The organism is Streptomyces sp. NPDC003035 (assembly GCF_042888285.1).
Taxonomy (GTDB): Bacteria; Actinomycetota; Actinomycetes; order Streptomycetales; family Streptomycetaceae; genus Streptomyces.
In genome coordinates this window covers 432,844-451,910 of sequence record NZ_JBIAPJ010000007.1, presented here as the reverse complement: position 1 = coordinate 451,910, position 19,067 = coordinate 432,844, and the positions used below count along the sequence as shown (strand labels likewise).

17 protein-coding genes are annotated in these 19,067 nt (G+C 71.5%); 14 read left to right on the top strand and 3 right to left on the bottom strand.

The annotated features are described in order from the left end of the window. Window positions 1-57: 57 nt before the first annotated feature. A complete protein-coding gene (locus ACFYV5_RS24595) occupies window positions 58-1,860 on the bottom strand; it encodes a glycoside hydrolase family 15 protein (protein WP_389171885.1) in 1,803 nt (600 codons plus the stop codon). 451 nt (window positions 1,861-2,311) lie between these two features. Here ACFYV5_RS24595 and ACFYV5_RS24590 point away from each other — a divergent pair, with 451 nt between their 5' ends. The 14 genes from ACFYV5_RS24590 to ACFYV5_RS24525 all read left to right on the top strand — a co-directional run bounded on the left by ACFYV5_RS24590 (window position 2,312) and on the right by ACFYV5_RS24525 (window position 17,853). Beyond that, entirely contained in the window at window positions 2,312-3,976 is a 1,665-nt protein-coding gene (locus tag ACFYV5_RS24590) for a CTP synthase (RefSeq protein WP_389171882.1), read from the top strand. A 75-nt stretch (window positions 3,977-4,051) separates the two neighbouring features. Beyond that, complete coding sequence (locus ACFYV5_RS24585) at window positions 4,052-4,678, top strand: NUDIX domain-containing protein (protein ID WP_389171879.1); 627 nt, start codon at window positions 4,052-4,054, stop codon at window positions 4,676-4,678. 206 nt (window positions 4,679-4,884) lie between these two features. Continuing rightward, on the top strand, window positions 4,885-6,870 hold the full coding sequence (locus ACFYV5_RS24580) for an NB-ARC domain-containing protein (RefSeq protein ID WP_389171876.1): 1,986 nt from the start codon (window positions 4,885-4,887) through the stop codon (window positions 6,868-6,870). Between the two features lie 150 nt (window positions 6,871-7,020). Further along, entirely contained in the window at window positions 7,021-8,136 is a 1,116-nt protein-coding gene (gene ald, locus ACFYV5_RS24575; protein ID WP_355115543.1) for an alanine dehydrogenase, read from the top strand. Between the two features lie 440 nt (window positions 8,137-8,576). Further along, window positions 8,577-9,620, top strand: coding sequence for a ParA family protein (locus tag ACFYV5_RS24570; RefSeq protein ID WP_229818740.1), 1,044 nt, complete (start codon window positions 8,577-8,579; stop codon window positions 9,618-9,620). After that, window positions 9,605-10,090 (top strand): hypothetical protein, encoded by a 486-nt coding sequence (locus ACFYV5_RS24565; RefSeq protein WP_389171872.1) that lies wholly within the window; start codon window positions 9,605-9,607, stop codon window positions 10,088-10,090. The genes ACFYV5_RS24570 and ACFYV5_RS24565 overlap by 16 nt, the downstream gene beginning before the upstream one ends. A 45-nt stretch (window positions 10,091-10,135) precedes the next feature. Further along, complete coding sequence (locus ACFYV5_RS24560) at window positions 10,136-11,548, top strand: segregation/condensation protein A (RefSeq protein ID WP_389171869.1); 1,413 nt, start codon at window positions 10,136-10,138, stop codon at window positions 11,546-11,548. Between the two features lie 32 nt (window positions 11,549-11,580). Further along, on the top strand, window positions 11,581-12,159 hold the full coding sequence (scpB, locus tag ACFYV5_RS24555; RefSeq protein WP_389171982.1) for an SMC-Scp complex subunit ScpB: 579 nt from the start codon (window positions 11,581-11,583) through the stop codon (window positions 12,157-12,159). Further along, entirely contained in the window at window positions 12,159-13,454 is a 1,296-nt protein-coding gene (locus ACFYV5_RS24550; protein ID WP_389171866.1) for a pseudouridine synthase, read from the top strand. The genes scpB and ACFYV5_RS24550 overlap by 1 nt, the downstream gene beginning before the upstream one ends. A gap of 133 nt (window positions 13,455-13,587) precedes the next feature. Then, window positions 13,588-14,232, top strand: a complete 645-nt coding sequence (gene pnuC / locus ACFYV5_RS24545; protein WP_389171864.1) for a nicotinamide riboside transporter PnuC — start codon at window positions 13,588-13,590, stop codon at window positions 14,230-14,232. Beyond that, window positions 14,229-15,308 (top strand): AAA family ATPase, encoded by a 1,080-nt coding sequence (locus tag ACFYV5_RS24540; RefSeq protein ID WP_389171861.1) that lies wholly within the window; start codon window positions 14,229-14,231, stop codon window positions 15,306-15,308. Before pnuC ends, ACFYV5_RS24540 begins: the two co-directional genes overlap by 4 nt. Continuing rightward, window positions 15,305-16,057, top strand: a complete 753-nt coding sequence (locus ACFYV5_RS24535) for an NUDIX domain-containing protein (RefSeq protein ID WP_389171858.1) — start codon at window positions 15,305-15,307, stop codon at window positions 16,055-16,057. Before ACFYV5_RS24540 ends, ACFYV5_RS24535 begins: the two co-directional genes overlap by 4 nt. Next, window positions 16,054-17,067, top strand: a complete 1,014-nt coding sequence (locus ACFYV5_RS24530; RefSeq protein ID WP_355115558.1) for an ADP-ribosylglycohydrolase family protein — start codon at window positions 16,054-16,056, stop codon at window positions 17,065-17,067. Before ACFYV5_RS24535 ends, ACFYV5_RS24530 begins: the two co-directional genes overlap by 4 nt. A 3-nt stretch (window positions 17,068-17,070) precedes the next feature. Continuing rightward, window positions 17,071-17,853 (top strand): DNA polymerase beta superfamily protein, encoded by a 783-nt coding sequence (locus ACFYV5_RS24525; RefSeq protein ID WP_389171854.1) that lies wholly within the window; start codon window positions 17,071-17,073, stop codon window positions 17,851-17,853. Here the strand turns inward: ACFYV5_RS24525 and ACFYV5_RS24520 are convergent. After that, window positions 17,850-18,539 carry a DNA polymerase beta superfamily protein gene (locus ACFYV5_RS24520; RefSeq protein ID WP_355115562.1) on the bottom strand — a complete coding sequence of 230 codons (690 nt, stop codon included), beginning with the start codon at window positions 18,537-18,539 and terminating at the stop codon, window positions 17,850-17,852. The genes ACFYV5_RS24525 and ACFYV5_RS24520 overlap by 4 nt on opposite strands. Then, window positions 18,514-19,029, bottom strand: a complete 516-nt coding sequence (locus ACFYV5_RS24515; RefSeq protein WP_389171850.1) for a Rieske (2Fe-2S) protein — start codon at window positions 19,027-19,029, stop codon at window positions 18,514-18,516. Before ACFYV5_RS24515 ends, ACFYV5_RS24520 begins: the two co-directional genes overlap by 26 nt. Window positions 19,030-19,067: the final 38 nt, after the last annotated feature.

Sequence of the window (19,067 nt, the reverse complement as noted above, 5' to 3'; positions counted from 1 at the left end):
CTTTCCTCGGGGGGACAGGACCCTCTCAGCGTATTCCGGCGCGCCGCGCCCCGCGCCTCAGCCTCCGTACGCCCCGCTCGCCGTCAGCCGCAGCGCCGTGTCGATCAGCGGGACGTGGCTGAACGCCTGCGGGAAGTTGCCCACCTGCCGCTGCAGCCGCGGGTCCCACTCCTCCGCGAGGAGCCCGAGGTCGTTGCGGAGCGCGAGCAGCCTCTCGAAGAGCTTGCGGGCCTCGTCCACCCGCCCGATCATCGCCAGGTCGTCGGCGAGCCAGAACGAGCAGGCCAGGAAGGCGCCCTCGTCGCCCTCCAGGCCGTCCACCCCGGCCTCCTCGCCCGCGGTCGGATAGCGCAGCACGAAGCCGTCCTCCGTGGACAGCTCCCGCTGGATCGCCTCGATCGTGCCGATGACCCGCTTGTCGTCCGGCGGCAGGAAGCCCATCTGCGGAATCAGCAGCAGCGAGGCGTCCAGCTCCTTGGAGCCGTACGACTGCGTGAAGGTGTTCCGCTCCTGGTCGTAGCCCTTCTCGCAGACGTCCCGGTGGATCTCGTCGCGCAGCTCGCGCCAGCGCTCCAGCGGGCCGTCGGCGTCCCCGGACTCGATGAGCTTGATCGTGCGGTCGACCGCCACCCAGGCCATGACCTTGGAGTGCACGAAGTGCCGGCGCGGGCCGCGCACCTCCCAGATGCCCTCGTCGGGCTGGTCCCAGTGCGTCTCCAGGTACCGGATGAGCTTCAGCTGGAGGAGGGAGGCGTAGTCGTTGCGGGACAGGCCCGTCATGTGCGCCAGGTGCAGCGCCTCGGTGACCTCGCCGTAGACGTCCAGCTGGAGCTGGTTGGCGGCCCCGTTGCCCACCCGGACCGGCCCGGAGTTCTCGTACCCGGGCAGCCAGTCCAGTTCGGCCTCGCCGAGCTCGCGCTCGCCCGCGATCCCGTACATGATCTGCAGGTTCTCCGGGTCGCCCGCGACCGCGCGGAGCAGCCAGTCCCGCCAGGCACGGGCCTCCTCGCGGTAGCCGGTGCGCAGCATCGAGGACAGGGTGATCGCCGCGTCGCGCAGCCAGGTGTAGCGGTAGTCCCAGTTCCGGACGCCGCCGATCTCCTCCGGCAGGGAGGTGGTCGGCGCGGCGACGATGCCGCCCGTGGGCGCGTACGTCAGCGCCTTCAACGTGATCAGGGAGCGGACCACGGCCTCCCGGTAGGGGCCGTGGTACGTGCAGTGCTCGACCCACTCGCGCCAGAAGTCGACCGTCGCCTCCAGCGAACCCTCCGGGTCCGGCAGGGCGGGCGGCTCCTTGTGCGAGGGCTGCCAGCTGATCGTGAAGGTGATCCGCTCCCCGGCCGTGACGGTGAAGTCGGAGTACGTGGTCAGATCCTTGCCGTGGGTCTCGATATCGGTGTCCAGCCACACCGAGTCGGGCCCCGCGACGGCGACCGTACGGTCCCCGACCTTGTGCACCCACGGCACCACACGTCCGTAGCTGAACCGCATCCGCAGCGCCGAGTGCATCGGCACGCGACCCGTGACGCCCTCCACGATCCGGATCAGCTGGGGCGCCCCGTCGCGCGGGGGCATGAAATCGGTCACCCTGACCGTGCCGCGCGGCGTGTCCCACTCGGATTCGAGGATGAGCGAGTCACCGCGGTAGCGGCGCCGGTCGGCGTGCGGCGGGGTGGCGCCGTCCGCCACGGCGGGGGCGACCCGCCAGAATCCGTGTTCCTCCGTGCCGAGAAGTCCGGCGAAGACGGCGTGGGAATCGAAGCGGGGCAGGCACAGCCAGTCGACGCTGCCGTCCCGGCAGACCAGTGCGGCGGTCTGCATGTCTCCGATGAGTGCGTAATCCTCGATGCGCCCGGCCACGTGCTATCTCCAGTCGAACGGCCAACGTCCGCCCCGCGGGGCGCTTCCTACAGATGGTGCCAGCAGTCAAGGGATCGTTGACGAGCTCTTGCTTCCGGTTGACTGGCGGGGGTGGTGCCGATGGCCGGTCCGGCTCGGCTAGGGAGTGTCCGAGCAGGATACGTCGCACCCTAGGCACGGGCAGCAACGTACTAGTAACGGCGCTGAGCCGAACGAGTGAGGCTCCTGTGACCTGTCCCGTGACCTGTGATGTCGCGGTGCGTGTGCACTCGACTGCCCCGTGTGGCCGGAAGCGGTCTCCCGTTGTCGCTGATACCCTGGTACCCCGTGGACCGGTGGGAAACGGCGACAGCCGAGCCCCCGCAACCGCAGCGACGGCACCCCCCGATTCTTCCGGAGGGCACGCCGGAACGCACCTCCAGAACGCGACCACGGGAGCCCCCTCTTGGCGATGCCGCCCAAAACCACGACGACCAAGCACATCTTCGTCACCGGGGGTGTCGCCTCCTCCCTCGGCAAGGGCCTGACCGCCTCCAGCCTGGGTGCGCTCCTCAAGGCACGGGGCCTGCGGGTCACGATGCAGAAGCTCGACCCGTACCTGAACGTCGACCCCGGCACGATGAACCCCTTCCAGCACGGTGAGGTGTTCGTCACCAACGACGGCGCCGAGACCGACCTGGACATCGGCCACTACGAGCGTTTCCTCGACGTCGACCTCGACGGCTCGGCCAACGTCACCACCGGCCAGGTCTACTCGCAGGTCATCGCCAAGGAGCGGCGCGGCGAGTACCTCGGCGACACCGTCCAGGTCATCCCGCACATCACCAACGAGATCAAGTCCCGGATCCGCCGCATGGCGACCGACGACGTCGACGTGGTCATCACCGAGGTCGGCGGCACGGTCGGCGACATCGAGTCGCTGCCCTTCCTGGAGACCGTCCGCCAGGTCCGCCACGAGGTCGGCCGCGACAACGTCTTCGTCGTCCACATCTCGCTGCTGCCCTACATCGGCCCCTCCGGCGAGCTGAAGACCAAGCCGACCCAGCACTCGGTCGCCGCGCTGCGCAACATCGGTATCCAGCCGGACGCGATCGTCCTGCGCGCCGACCGTGACGTCCCCACCGCCATCAAGCGCAAGATCTCGCTGATGTGCGACGTGGACGAGGCCGCCGTCGTCGCCGCCATCGACGCCAAGTCGATCTACGACATCCCGAAGGTGCTGCACACCGAGGGCCTGGACGCCTACGTCGTGCGCAAGCTCGACCTGCCGTTCCGCGACGTGGACTGGTCGACCTGGGACGACCTGCTCGACCGGGTCCACAACCCGGAGCACGAGGTCACCGTCGCCCTCGTCGGCAAGTACATCGACCTGCCCGACGCGTACCTCTCGATCACCGAGGCCATGCGCGCCGGCGGCTTCGCCAACAAGGCGCGGGTCACGGTCAAGTGGGTCACCTCCGACGACTGCAAGACGCAGGCCGGCGCCCAGAAGCAGCTCGGTGACGTCGACGCGATCCTGATCCCCGGCGGCTTCGGCGACCGCGGTGTCAACGGCAAGATCGGCGCGATCCAGTACGCCCGTGAGAACAAGGTGCCGCTGCTCGGCATCTGCCTGGGCCTGCAGTGCATCGTGATCGAGGCCGCCCGGAACCTGGCCGACATCCCCGAGGCGAACTCCACCGAGTTCGACGCCGCGACCGCGCACCCCGTTGTCTCGACGATGGAGGAGCAGCTCGCGTTCGTCGAGGGCGCCGGCGACCTGGGCGGAACGATGCGCCTGGGCCTGTATCCGGCGAAGCTCGCCGAGGGCTCGATCGTGCGCGAGGTCTACGACGACCAGCCGTACGTCGAGGAGCGCCACCGCCACCGCTACGAGGTGAACAACGCCTACCGCGGCGAGCTGGAGAAGAAGGCCGGCCTGGTCTTCTCGGGCACCTCGCCCGACAACAAGCTCGTCGAGTACGTCGAGTACCCGCGCGAGGTGCACCCCTACCTGGTCGCCACGCAGGCCCACCCGGAGCTGCGCTCGCGTCCGACGCGTCCGCACCCGCTCTTCGCCGGTCTGGTGAAGGCAGCCGTCGAACGACAGCAGGATGCGCGGAAGACCGGCAAGTAGTACCTGGCGTTACCGTTGCCGGGGTACGGGTCCTTCGTGACGCGTACCCCGGTTTTCGCATGTGGGAGGCTTCAGATGCAGGTGCAGGACACCCCGGAGGAGTGGCAGGTCGTCGCCACGACGACCCCCTTCAAGGGAGCGAAGACGAGTGTCCGTACGGACGACGTGGTCATGCCCGACGGCACGGTCGCGCGCCGCGACTACCAGGTCCACCCCGGCTCGGTGGCGGTCCTCGCCCTCGACGACCAGGACCAGGTGCTGCTGCTCAAGCAGTACCGGCACCCCGTGCGGCAGAAGCTGTGGGAGATCCCGGCCGGGCTCCTCGACGTGCCGGGGGAGAACCCGCTGCACGCGGCGCAGCGCGAGCTGTACGAGGAAGCGCACGTCAAGGCCGAAGACTGGCGGGTCCTCGCCGACGTGTACACGACGCCCGGCGGCTGCGACGAAGCGGTACGGATCTTCCTGGCGCGGGATCTGTCGGACATGGAGGGCGAGCGCTTCGAGGTCGCGGACGAAGAGGCCGACATGGAGCTGGCCCGGGTTCCGCTGGCGGAACTGGCGCGGGGCGTCCTGGCGGGTGAGCTGCACAACAACTGCCTGGTCGTGGGCGTCCTTTCGGTGCTGGCCGCCCGCGCGGGCGACGGCCTCGACGCCCTCCGCCCCGCCGAGGCCCCTTGGCCGGCCCGCCCCTTCGAGGCGTAGCCCCCCCCACCGGTTGTGGGCACCCGGGTCCGGCCGGTGCGCCCACAACGGAGCGGAGAGGCGGTCTGAAGATCTGCTGATCCGATCGGGGGATCTGTCCGCCCTGCTCCGCCGGGTCCGGCACATGCCCTGAACTACGCTCGGGATCGCCCGTGCGGAGCCCCCCGCGGGATCGGCTCGTGCGCAGGTGGACGGGAGCGTGGCCCGTGACGGATCAGGCGGTGGCAGCGGGCGCAGTACGGAACTTCTTCGGGCGGCAGCGGGAGCTGAAAGCCCTGCGCGCCGACATCGAACGGACCGGACTCGACACCCTCGCCGGCCGCAAGGCCCCCCGCGCCCGCGTCCTGCTGATCGCGGGCCGTCCCGGCTCGGGGCGGACCGCGCTCGCCGAGGAACTCGTCGCCGGGCTCGCGGCCACCTATCCCGACGGGGTCTTCCGCGCCCGGCTGACCGAGCCGGGCGGCGACCCCGTTCCCACCGGCCGCGTCGCACAGGGTCTGCTCCAGGACCTGGGCGTCGCCGAACCCCCCGGCGCCGCCGAGGACGAGCTGACCGAGCTGGTTCGCGAGGCCCTCGCCGTACGCCGTACCGTCCTCGTCCTCGACGACGCCGTCGACGCCGAGCAGGTCGACCCGGTCATCCCCGACAACCCCGACGCGCTCGTCGTCGCCGTGGCCAGGGGCCCCCTGACCGGGATCCCCGACGTCCGCCCGTGCACCCTCGGCGGCCTCGACCCCAAGTCCTCGATCGAGCTGCTCACCACCTATACCGGTTCCGTGCGGGTGACCGTCGACCCGCAGGCCGCCGAGACCCTCGCCGAGGAGTGCGGCGGCCAGCCCGCCGCCCTCGTCCTCGCCGGCGGCTGGCTCGCCGCCCGCCCCAAAGCCTCCGTCGCCGACCTGGCCAAGCGGCTGCGCGCCCTCTCCGGCGACCCGCTCTCCCGGGCGTTCCAGCTGGTCCACGACTCGCTGGCCCAGCCGGCCGCCCGGATACTGCGATTCCTCTCCCTCGCCCCCCTCGGCCGCGCCGACGCGCACACCGCCTCCGCCCTGGCCGGCTGCTCCGTCTCGGCGGCCGGGAACACCCTGGCCGGCTTGGTCGCGCTGGGTCTCGTCACGGACCGCGGGGACGGGCAGTACGAGGTCCCGGGCCATCTCGTCCCCCTTCTCCGCACGCAGATGGAGGAGCGCGACCGGCCCGCCGAGGTGCAGCTCGCCCGGGCCCGGATGCTGGAACGGACCGTACGGCTCCTCCAGTCCTGCCGGGCGGTCACCGAGCCCGAGGGGTCCTCCGCCCGCAAGAAGCTCGCCGGGCTGCCCCGCGCCCTCCGCTTCCCGAACGTGCCCGCCGCCGCCGAGTGGCTGACCGGCCGGCGGCCGGTGCTGCTCGCCTCGGCCCGGCTCGCCGTCGCCGACGGCGAGCTCGACACCCTGGCCCGCCGGCTCGTCGCCGCCCTGGTCAGGGCCGAGACGGCGCACCGGGGCGCGGAGGCGGCGGCGCCGGATCTGTACGGACTGCACCGGCTGGTCCTGGACGTGGCCGAGCGGCGCGGGCTGCACCGGGAACGGGCCGCCGCCCTGCTGAACCTCGCCGATCTCGACGCCCGCACCGGCCGCACCCAGGACGCCCTCGCCCGCTACCGGACCGCTCTCGACGCCGGACGGGCCGCGAACGACCCGTACGCGATCGGCCGGGCGATGGAATCCGTAGGCGGTTCCTACCAGGAGCTGGGGGACTGGCAGCGGGCCGGTGACTGGTACGGCCGGGCCCTCGCCCAGCGCCTCGCCCGCGACGAGCGGGCCGACCAGGCCCGGCTGTACGCACGGCTCGGCGCGGTGCAGACCTACGCGGGCCGTTACGGCGAGGCCCTGCGGAACTGGCGCGCCGCCGCCGCGGGCTACCGGCGGCTCGGTGATCTCCCGGGCTACGCACGGGCGTTGAGCGAGTCGGCCCGGGTCCAGGAGTACGCCGGCCGGCCCGAGGAATCCCTGCGGACCTGCGAGGAGGCGGTGGAGTGGGCCCGGCGGGCCCAGGACGTACGGCTCCAGGCGGCGCTCCAGCTCAGGCTGGCCGACACGCTCGACCGGCTCGGCGACCCCGCCGCGGCCCGTTTGCATCGGTCCGCGGCCGAAAGACTTCTGGGAACCGAAGCTTCCGCCTACGAAATCCGCAGTGCTTCTCTGGAAGATTAATGCTTTGCAAGGCTAGACAGGGAGAACTCCTTCATTAGACTGGGTGCGCCGCGTTCGATCGCGGTCTGTCCCGGTGCGTCGCAGCGCATGCGGGTATGTATCGCATTGCCCCCAGTTATCCCCCCCCTGATTCAAGGACCGTGATCGACGATGAAGGTCGGCATCCCCCGCGAGGTCAAGAACAACGAGTTCCGCGTGGCCATCACCCCCGCCGGTGTCCACGAGCTCGTCCGCAACGGCCACCAGGTCTTCGTCGAGCAGAACGCCGGTGTGGGCTCCTCGATCACGGACGAGGAGTACGTCTCCGCCGGTGCCGAGATCCTGGCCACCGCCGACGAGGTCTGGGCCACCGCCGACCTCCTGCTGAAGGTCAAGGAGCCCATCGCGGAGGAGTACCACCGCCTTCGCAAGGACCAGACGCTCTTCACCTACCTGCACCTCGCCGCCTCCCGCGAGTGCACGGACGCCCTGCTGGAGTCCGGCACCACCGCCATCGCGTACGAGACCGTCGAGACCGCGAACCGCGCGCTGCCGCTGCTCGCCCCGATGTCCGAGGTCGCGGGCCGCCTGGCCCCGCAGGTCGGCGCCTACCACCTGATGCGCTCGGTCGGCGGCCGCGGCGTGCTCCCCGGCGGCGTCCCCGGCACCCACGCCGGCGAGTGCGTCGTCATCGGCGGCGGCGTCTCCGGCTGGAACGCCACCCAGATCGCCGTCGGCATGGGCTTCCACGTGACCCTGCTCGACCGTGACATCAACAAGCTGCGCGAGGCCGACAAGATCTTCGGCACCAAGGTGAAGACGATCGTCTCCAACGCCTTCGAGCTGGAGAAGGCCGTCATCGAGGCAGACCTCGTCATCGGCGCCGTCCTCATCCCGGGCGCCAAGGCCCCGAAGCTGGTCACCAACGAGCTCGTCGCCAAGATGAAGCCCGGAAGTGTCCTTGTCGACATTGCGATCGACCAGGGCGGCTGCTTCGAGGACTCGCACCCGACCACCCACGCCGAGCCGACCTTCCAGGTCCACAACTCGGTCTTCTACTGCGTCGCCAACATGCCGGGCGCGGTGCCGAACACCTCCACGTACGCCCTCACCAACGCCACGCTGCCCTACATCGTGTCGCTGGCGAACAACGGCTGGGTCGAGGCGCTGCGCCGCGACTCCGCGCTCGCCCTGGGCCTCAACACCCATGACGGCAAGGTCGTTTACAAGGAGGTCGCCGAGGCGCACGGCCTCGAGCACGTCGAGCTGAACAGCCTCCTGGGCTGACCCTCTTGGACGGCGCGTCAACGCGCGCCGTCAACCTCACACATCCGGCCGGACCTTGTGCACCAAGGTCCGGCCGGATGTGCTTCCGGCCACGTGGAGCGCCTTGTTCAACTCGCCTCGAACGTAACCCTTTAACCGTTTCGCACACCCCTGAAACGTACGGATGCGTGGCTGCGCACCCTTGACAGAGGGGTGTTCGGTTGCCGACACATCGGGCCGGGTCCGGCGGATTGTGTTGCTGCGGACCGGTGACACGCCATAGAGTCGCCAACCGTCGGCATGGTGCCACGCTGACCTATCGATAAATGTTCCTGGTGACATCCAAGGAGGTAAGACGACTTGTGAATGAGTCGACATTTACTCCCGGGGGCGGACAGCCAGGAATCCCTGTCGGCTCCGTCGCTGTCCGCACCTTCGCGACCCACGCGACGCCTCAGCCCATGACGACAGCCCACACGATGAAGATGATGGACGGCCTACACGTGAACGCCACGGCCGGCAACGAGAGTGGCCGAGAGTCCACCCACTTCGCCGCCTACGACGAGGTGCCCGAGGGGCACTTCTACGACCCCGATGCCGAGTACGAGCCCGACCCGGAGTACGCGGCCACCCTCGCACCCGACGCTGCCCGGCAGCGCCGCGAGCGGATCGGCCCCACCGGACGGCCCCTGCCGTACTTCCCGATCCCGGGCCCGCTGACCGATCACGGACCCGCGAAGATCATCGCGATGTGCAACCAGAAGGGCGGCGTCGGCAAGACCACGTCGACCATCAACCTGGGTGCCGCGCTCGCGGAGTACGGGCGACGGGTGCTGCTCGTCGACTTCGACCCGCAGGGAGCCCTGTCGGTCGGTCTCGGCGTGAACCCGATGGAGCTCGACCTCACCGTCTACAACCTGCTCATGGAGCGGGGCATGTCGGCGGACGAGGTACTGCTCAAGACCGCCGTGCCCAACATGGACCTGCTGCCCAGCAATATCGATTTGTCAGCGGCCGAGGTGCAGTTGGTCAGCGAGGTCGCGCGCGAGTCCACGCTCCAGCGCGCCCTGAAGCCGCTGATGAACGACTACGACTACATCGTGATCGACTGTCAGCCCTCGCTGGGCCTACTGACCGTGAACGCCCTGACGGCGGCTCACAAGGTCATCGTGCCGCTGGAGTGCGAGTTCTTCGCGCTGCGCGGTGTGGCTCTGCTGACCGAGACGATCGAGAAGGTCCAGGAGCGGCTCAACCCCGAGCTGGAGCTCGACGGCATCCTCGCCACGATGTACGACTCGCGGACGGTGCACAGCCGTGAGGTGCTCGCGCGGGTGGTCGAGGCCTTCGACGATCACGTCTACCACACGGTGATCGGCCGGACCGTGCGCTTCCCGGAGACCACGGTCGCCGGCGAGCCCATCACGACGTACGCCTCCAACTCCGTGGGCGCCGCCGCCTACCGCCAGCTCGCCAGGGAGGTGCTCGCCCGGTGTCACGCCGAGTGAGTCTGCCCGGCGCCGACGAACTGTTCCGTACGACCGGGGGGATGGCGCTGCAGTCCTCCTCGCCCCGCAGGGGCGAGGCGCCCGCCGCCCGCGTCCCGGCTCCGGCGGGCGAGAGCGACACGGAGGCGGCGGAGGGATCCGGCTCGGCCTCCGCGGAGCACTCGGCGGCGGAGCCCGCGGAGCAGGGCGAGCCCCGGGCCCGCACGGCGGAGCCCGCGCCGCAGCGCCGACGCGGCAGGTCCCCGAACCGGCGCCCGAGCGGACGTGAGCGGCACGACGAGAAGATCACGGTCTACGTCTCCGCCGAGGAGCTGATGGACCTGGAGCACGCGCGCCTCGTGCTCCGTGGCGAGCACGGGCTCGCCGTGGACCGCGGGCGGATCGTCCGCGAGGCGGTCGCGGTGGTTCTCGCGGACCTGGAGTCCCGCGGCGACGCGAGCATCCTCGTGCGCCGCCTGCGCGGCCGCTGACGATAGCCTGCGGGCTGCCGCGTCCCCGCTCTTCCCTGGACCCCGATGCCCCCGCCCCCCGACGAAACGTCCCGCCCGGCCCGCCGCCGCGCCCTGGGCCGCGGCCCGGGCACGTCCCACCCGGCACCCCCGCCCGGGAACCCCGGGGCCACTGACGGCGCGACGACTCCGCAGCCCCCGCCCACCGCGCCGGCCTCGCCCGGCGGCCCGGCGGAAGAGGCCCTGGGGCCGGCTCCGGAGACTCCGTTCACGTCGGACGTCGGCCTTGTGCCCGGGCTCGACCCCGTCGGCGGCGAGGCAGGGGAGGCCCCCGGACCGGCCCCGCTGACTCCGTTCACGTCGGACGTCGACCATGTGCCCGGGCTCAATCCCGTCGCCGGCGAGGCAGGGGAAGCCCCCGGACCGGGCCCCGCGACTCGGCGCGGCCGGGAGCCGGCCCCGGAGACCCCGTCCGTGCCGGACGGGACACAGCCGGGCGGCGGCCGCCATGCCGCTCCGTCGGGCGGTGACGCCGCCGCTGACGTACCCCTGCCCGCCGGAAGCGGGCCGGAGGCGCACGCGGGCCCCGAGCGGGCCGTCGGTTCGGCCGGTGACCCGCCCGGCCGCGAGGGTGCCCCCAGGCCGGGTATCGCCGATGCGGTCGTCACGGCCCCCGCCGGGCCCGGTGGGGACGACGGGCGGTTCACCGTGCGGCTGGCGAACTTCGAGGGGCCCTTCGACCTGCTGCTGCAGCTCATCTCGAAGCACAAGCTCGACGTCACCGAGGTCGCCCTCTCCAAGGTCACCGACGAGTTCATGGCGCACATCCGCGCCATGGGGCCCGACTGGGACCTCGACCAGACCACCGAGTTCCTCGTCGTCGCCGCCACGCTGCTCGACCTCAAGGCCGCCCGGCTGCTGCCCGCCGCCGAGGTGGAGGACGAGGCCGATCTCGCGCTCCTGGAGGCCCGCGACCTGCTCTTCGCGCGGCTCCTGCAGTACCGCGCGTACAAACAGATCGCCGAGATCCTCGCCGAGCGGTGGGACACCGAGGGGCGGCGGTACCCCCGGACCGTCGGCCTCGAGGCCCACCACGCCGAGCTGCTCCCCGAGGTCGTCATCAGCATCGGCGCCGAAGGCTTCGCCAAGCTCGCCGTCAAGGCCATGCAGCCCAAGGCCAAGCCGCAGGTGTACGTCGACCACATCCACGCCCCCCTCGTCAGCGTCCGGGAACAGGCCCTGCTCGTCGTCGCCCTGCTCAAGGAGCGGGGGACCGTCAGCTTCCGTGAGCTCGCGGAGGACGCCCCCGACACCCTGACCGTCGTCGCCCGCTTCCTCGCCCTCCTGGAGCTGTACCGCGAGAAGGCCGTCGCCCTCGACCAGGAGGACGCCCTGGGCGACCTCACCGTCACTTGGTCCGGCGCCGCCGACGTCCACGTCACCGACGAGTTCGATCAAGAAACGGAGGCCCCGGCGTGAGCGACCTGAAGCCCGCCCTCGAAGCCGTCCTCATGGTCGTCGACGAGCCGGCCACCGAGGCCCATCTCGCCAAGGTCCTGGAGCGGACCCCGCGCGAGGTCGGCGACGCCCTGCGCGAGCTCGCCGACGAGTACACCGCCCAGGGCCGCGGTTTCGAGCTGCGGCTCGTGGCCGGTGGCTGGCGTTTCTACAGCCGCGCGGAGTTCGCCCCGGCCGTCGAGGCGTTCGTCCTCGACGGGCAGCAGGCCCGCCTCACCCAGGCGGCCCTGGAGACCCTCGCCGTCGTCGCGTACCGCCAGCCGGTCAGCCGGTCCAGGGTCTCCGCGGTCCGCGGAGTGAACTGCGACGGGGTCATGCGCACCCTCCTCCAGCGGGGTCTCGTGGAGGAGGCGGGCGCGGAACCCGAAACAGGTGCGATCCTGTACAGGACGACGAACTACTTCCTGGAGCGAATGGGCCTGCGCGGCCTGGACGAGCTCCCGGAGCTCGCGCCCTTCCTCCCCGAGGCGGACGCGATCGAGGCGGAGACGCTGGAAGGGGTCCCGTCGTTCGACCCGGACGCACCAGATGCGCCGGGTTCCGAGGACGCAGACGACAAGACGGAACTTTGATGCGAAGCAGCAGCGGCAGGAACAGCAGCGGAAACAACGGCGGGAGCCGTGGTGGCAACAGCGGCGGCCGCGGAAGCGGCAGCAGCAGCGGCGGCCGCGGTGGCAGCGCGGGCGGTGGTGGCTACCGGGGCTCCGGTGGCAGCAGCGGTGGCGGTGGTGGCTACCGCGGCTCCGGTGGCGGCAGCGCGGGCGGTGGTGGCTACCGCGGCTCCGGTGGCAGCAGCGGTGGTGGCGGCGGCTACCGCGGCTCCGGTGGCAGCGGCGGTGGCGGTGGCCGTGACGACAGGCAGGGTGGCGGCGACCGGCCGCGCAACCCGCGCCCGGAGGAGCGTCGCTACGACGTCGGCGGCACGCCCGAGGCCCCGAAGAAGGGCCGCGGCGCCGCGGCCCGCGGTGGCGCCAAGGGCGGCCCCAAGGCGCCCCAGGGCATGCCGCCCCGTCGTGGCCCGCACGGGCAGCGGCAGGCCCCGGCCCGGTCGCGCGAGCTCGACGCCAAGATCGAGCAGCGCAACCGCGACCGGTACGCGGACCGGCCGGAGATCAAGACCCCCAAGACCTTCCCCGGCGCCGAGCAGGAGGGCGAGCGGCTCCAGAAGGTGCTCGCCCGCGCCGGCATGGGCTCGCGCCGCGCGTGCGAGGAGCTGATCGAGCAGGCCCGTGTCGAGGTCAACGGCGAGATCGTCCTGGAGCAGGGCAAGCGCGTCGACCCGGAGAAGGACGAGATCAAGGTCGACGGCCTGACCGTCGCGACCCAGTCGTACCTCTTCTTCGCGCTGAACAAGCCGGCCGGCGTCGTCTCCACGATGGAGGACCCCGACGGCCGCCAGTGCCTCGGTGACTACGTCACCAACCGCGAGACCCGGCTCTTCCACGTCGGCCGCCTCGACACCGAGACCGAGGGCATCATCCTCCTCACCAACCACGGTGAGCTGGCCCATCGCCTCACGCACCCGAAGTACGGCGTGAAGAAGACCTACCTGGCCGCCATCACCGGCCCGCTGCCGCGCGAGGTCGGGAAGCTGCTCAAGGAGGGCATCCAGCTGGAGGACGGCTACGCCCGCGCCGACCACTTCCGGGTCGTCGAGCAGGTCGGCAAGAACTACCTGGTCGAGGTCACGCTGCACGAGGGCCGCAAGCACATCGTGCGCCGGATGCTCTCCGAGGCGGGTTTCCCGGTCGAGAAGCTGGTCCGCACCGCCTTCGGCCCGATCGGGCTCGGCGACCAGAAGTCGGGCTGGCTGCGCCGGCTGACCAACACCGAGGTCGGCATGCTGATGAAGGAAGTCGGCATGTAGACCCGCCGGGTTCGTACGACGAAGAGGCCCGTGACCGCCCGACAGCGGTCATGGGCCTCTTCGCGTGCGGGTTCGTACTTGTGGCCGAAGCCCGCCGCACTTTATAGTCATCATGACTCTTAAGGAGGCGGGCGTGAGCCTCGCGAACATCCTCGAACCCCTGCAGCGGCCGCTCTTCACGATCCTGGACACCCCGGTCAGCTGGACCGAGGTGCTCGGATTCGGCAGCGGAGCGCTCTGCGTCTGGCTCGTCGCCCGCCAGCACCTCGCCAACTGGCCGATCGGTATCGCGAACAACCTCTTCTTCATCCTGCTGTTCACGCAGGCGGGGCTGTACGCCGACGCCGGACTCCAGATCGTCTTCATCACCCTCGCCGTGTACGGCTGGTGGACCTGGACCCACGGGGGTGGACCAGGCTCCGACACCCTCCCGGTGCGCCGCACCTCGCGCACCGAGTGGACATGGCTGCTCACGGCGGGGGTGGTGGGGACCCTCGGGCTCACCCTGCTGCTCGACCGCGCCACCGACTCGACCGTCCCCTTCTGGGACGCCCTGACGACCGCGCTCTCCCTGATGGCGACCTACGGCCAGTGCCGGAAGCGGCTGGAGTCCTGGTGGCTCTGGATCGCCGCCGATGTCGTGTACGTGCCCCTGTACGCGTACAAGGAGCTGTACCTGACCTCCCTGCTGTACATCGGCTTCATGACGCTCTGCGTCCTCGGCCTGCGTAACTGGAACCTCTCCGTACGACAGCGCCCGGTGGAGGCGACGGCATGAAGCGCTACGGACACGGCCTGGTCCTCGGCAAGTTCTATCCGCCGCACGCCGGCCACCACCACCTCGTGCGCACGGCCCGCGACCGCTGCGAGCGCCTCACCGTGCTCGTCTGCGCCTCCTCCGTGGAATCGCTGTCCCTGGAGGACCGCGTCGACTGGATGCGCGAGATCCACCCCGACGTCCTCGTCGTCGGCGCCGTCGACGACATCCCCGTCGATCTCCACGACCCCGATGTGTGGGCCGCCCACATGGCCGTCTTCCGGGCCGCGGTCCCCGAACGCGTCGACGCCGTCTTCACATCGGAGCCGTACGGCGAGGAGCTCGGCCGCCGCTTCGGCGCCGAGTCCGTGTGCGTCGACCCGGACCGTACGCTCTTCCCCGTCTCCGGCACCGCCGTCCGCAAGGACCCCGTCGGCTGCTGGGACTTCCTGGAGCCGCCGGTACGGGCCGCGCTCACCCGGCGCGTGGTCGTCCTCGGCGCCGAGTCCACCGGCACCACCACCATGGCCCGCGCCCTGGCCGACCACTACCGGAACCGGGGCGGCGTCTGGGCCCGCACCCGCTGCGTACCGGAGTACGGGCGGGAGTTCAGCGAACTCAAGCTCGCCGAACTCCGCGCCGAGCGCCCCGGTGCCTCCTGGGAGGACGTCACCTTCCGCTCGGAGGACTTCCCGCTCATCGCCCTGCGCCAGGCCGAGCTGGAGGAGGAGGCCGCGCGCGCCGGCTCGCCCGTGCTCTTCTGCGACACCGACGCCTTCGCCACCACCATCTGGCACGAGCGGTACATGGGCACCACCAGCCCCGCCACCGGAGAGGTCGCCGCCCGCGGCCGGCAGCATCTGTGGCTGCTCACCGACCACCACGGCGTCCCGTTCGAGGACGACGGGCTGCGCGACGGGGAGCACCTGCGGCCCTGGATGACGGCCCGCTTCGTCGCCCAGCTCTCCCACAGCGGGCGGCGCACCGCCGTCCTCACCGGCCCGCACGAGGAGCGGCTCGCGGCCGCCGTCGCCGCCGTGGACGCGCTGCTCGCCGAGGGCTGGGACCTCGCCGACCCCCTCCCGGAGCGCCGATGACCTCTCCCCGCGCCCCCGAGGGCTACGACCCCCACGCCTTCGAGCCGTTCGCCGTCACCGTCGACCTCGCCGTCTTCACCCTCCGCGCGGAGCGGCTGCACGTCCTGCTCGTCGAGCGCGGCCACGAGCCGTACGCGGGGGCGTGGGCGCTGCCCGGCGGCTTCGTGCTGCCCCGGGAGTCCGGCGAACGGGCCGCCCGCCGCGAACTGGCCGAGGAGACCGGCCTGTCCGAGGACACCGTCTCCGGACTGCATCTCGAACAGCTGCGGACGTACAGCGAACCGGACCGCGACCCGAGGATGCGGGTCGTCTCGATCGCGTACACCGCCCTCGTCCCCGACCCTCCCGAACCGCGCGTCGGCGGCGACGCGGCGCGGGCACGGTGGATGCCGTACGGGAGCCAGGAGACGGGGACGTACGGGCCCCTGGCCTTCGACCACGACCGGATCCTCGCCGACGCGCACGAACGGGTCGGCGCCAAACTCGAGTACACCTGTCTCGCCACCGCCTTCTGCCCGCCCGAGTTCACGCTGGGCGAGCTGCGGCAGGTGTACGAGACGGTCTGGGGCGTCGAGCTCGACCGCCCCAATTTCCGGCGCAAGGTCCTCGCCACACCCGGCTTCGTCCGGCCCGTGGAAGGACCGCCGCGCCTCACCGGCGGACGGGGGAAACCGGCCGCTCTCTACCGGGCGGGGGAGGCCACGGCCCTCCACCCGCCGCTGCTGCGACCGGAAGGACGATCCACATGACGAAGCAGGCTGCCACGGGGGCGATGGTCGGGCTCGCGCTCGGTGACGCGCTGGGCTTCCCGACCGAGTTCAACGACGTGCCGTCGATCCTGGCGAAGTGCGGCCCGTGGCGGGGGATGGAGCTGCCGGGGAAGGGCGGCATCGCGCACATCACGGACGACACGCAGATGACGCTGGCCCTCGCGAGGGGCATCAGGACCGCCATGGACCGGGGCGTGCTCGCTCCGCTGCGGCTGGCGCGGCCGGTCCGGGAGGAGTACGTCGACTGGTACCACTCCCCGGAGAACAACCGGGCGCCGGGCAACACGTGTCTGCGCGCGTGCATGCTCCTCGACAGCGAGCGCGCCTGGCAGGACGCCAGCCAGATCGGCTCCAAGGGCTGCGGCGCCAACATGCGTGTCGCGCCGCTCGGGCTCGTGCCCGGCCTGAGCGAGGAGCAGCGGTCCGGCGCGGCGCAGTTGCAGTCGGCCCTCACCCACGGGCACCCGACGGCGCTGGCCGCCTCCGACCTGACGGCCCGCGCCGTGTACCTGCTCGCCCAGGGCGTCGACCCGACGGGGCTGGTGGGCCACCTGCGCTCGTACGCGTACGAGAACCGCTCCGTCTACCGCGACGACTGGCTCGGCGACCTCTGGACCCGCTCCCAGGACCCCTCGGCCCGGCACTTCATCGAGCGCGGGTGGGACGAGTGCCTGGCCGTGCTCGAGCGCCTGGACGCCGTCCAGCGCACCGCCGATCCCGAGCTGGACCCGTGCGAGTACACCGGCGACGGCTGGATCGCCGAAGAGGCCCTGGCCACCGGCCTCCTCAGCTTCCTGCTCTTCCCCGAGGACCCCCTCACCGCCCTCCGCCGCGCCGCCTGCACCCGCGGCGACTCGGACTCGATCGCCTGCCTGGCGGGCGCCTTCGCGGGGGCACATCTGGGCGCCGGCGCCTGGCCGAAGGAGTGGGTCGAGCGGATCGAGCACCGCGACGAGCTGTTGGCGTTCGGGGCGCTCTGGGACGCTTGATCCATGACCGTCGCTCTCGTACCCGAAGTCGACCTCTCCGCCGTGGTGGCGGAACAGCCCGATCCCCTGGTCTTCGCCACCGTCTCCGGGGCGCACCTGTACGGATTCCCGTCCCGAGACTCGGACGTGGACCTGCGCGGGGTGCACCTCCTGCCGGTGGAGGGGCTGATCGGGCTGCGCGAGCCCGAGGAGACCCGGTCCCGGATGTGGGACCGGGACGGCGTGGAGATGGACCTCGTCACGCACGATCTGCGGAAGTTCGTCCGGCTGATGCTGCGCCGCAACGGATACGTACTGGAGCAGCTGCTGTCCCCGTTGGTGGCGCACACCTCCGAAGCCCATGCCGGGCTGGTCTCGTTGGCGCCGCATGTGCTCACCGCCCACCACGCGCATCACTACCGTGGGTTCGCCGCGACGCAGTGGCGGCTGTTCGAGAAGTCCGAGGAGCTGAAGCCGCTGCTCTACACCTTCCGCGCGCTGCTCACCGGGATCCACCTGATGCGCGCGGGTGAGGTCCAGGCGCATCTGCCCACCCTGGTGGGGGAGGTGGCCGAGGCGCCCGCGTACGTGCCGGAGCTGATCGCCGCGAAGGAGACGGCCGAGCACGGGCCCGCGGAGGTCGACCTCGCGCGCGTCCGCCGTGATGTGGAGGCGCTGCACGGCGTGCTGGACGCGGCGCAGGCCGCCTCGGGGCTCGGCGACGCCCCGGGGGCCCACGACGCCCTGCACGACTTCGTCGTACGGACCCGGCTGGAGAGGACGCCCAGGACGGCCAGGACGTCCTAGAGCGCGCGCAGGGCCGAGGCGCGGCGGGCGCGGAGCAGGAAGTCCTCGACGCGGGCGTGGTCCGGGGTCGCGGGCAGGGGGCTCGTGGTGGAGGCGTGGTCGGCCTCCTCCGTGAGGCGGGTCATCCAGGACTCGACCTCCGGCCACGGCACCTCGCCGCGCTTCACGGCGAGCAGGCGGTCGCGCTCGTCGCCCACGTGGATGGTCAGTTCGCCGGTGCGCAGCAGGTCGCGGCAGCTCATCAGCAGGCGCAGCAGGTGCATGGCGTGCTTCCAGCGGGGCTCCCCGTACTGGCGTACGTCCGCGTCGAGCTTCCTGCGCTGGCCGCCCGCGTAGCGGACGAAGGTCTGGTGCGCCTGCCGGGAGAGGAACGCCTCGCGCAGCGCGACGAGTTCGCGGCCGGTGTCGTCGATGTGCTCGACCTCGGGGGAGTGCAGACACTCCAGGACGTTGGGGTTGGCACGCAGGGCCAGCTCGCAGAAGCGTTCCAGCTCCCAGCTGAACTGCTCCTCGCCCGGCCCCTCGACCTGCGCGGGCGGCTTGTCGAAGCGCCAGAAGAGCGGGGTCGGGGCGAGGAAGACGCCCCGTCGGTCGGTGTCGCTGCTCTCGGTGGCCAGACCGAAAGCGCGCGACCCCATGACGCAGGAGTAGATCGTGTGGTCACGCACCAGGTCCTTCGGAGTCATGCGCGACAGGGTACGCGAGGGTGATGGTGTCTCCGGACACGGTGATCTGCTCGGCCGGGAGCGGCCGCGCGGCCGGGCCTCGGGCCACCGAGCCGTTGGCGATACGGAACTTGGAGCCGTGGCAGAGACAGTCGATGGTGCCGTTCTCGACCTTGGCGACCGTGCAGCCCTGGTGGGTGCAGATCGCGGAGAACGCCTTGAACTCGCCGGCCGTGGGCTGGGTGACGACGACCTTCTCCTCCTTGAAGATCGTGCCCCCGCCGACCGGGATCACCGAGGTCTTGGCGAGAGCCTTCCCGGCGGGCGCGGAGGAGGCCGGCCCGGACGTCGGCCCGGACGTCGGCCCGGTCGTCGGGCTGGACGTCGGATCGGGCGTCGGAGAGGTCGAGCCGCCGTCGTCGCCGTCCGATCCGCAGCCGGTGGCCAGGGCGGCGGCGGAACCCGCACCGGCCAGCAGCACGGTACGACGGGGCGTGGCTTCAGGTGTCATGCCGTACAGCTTGCTGGCGCACCCCGCCAGGGGTCCGC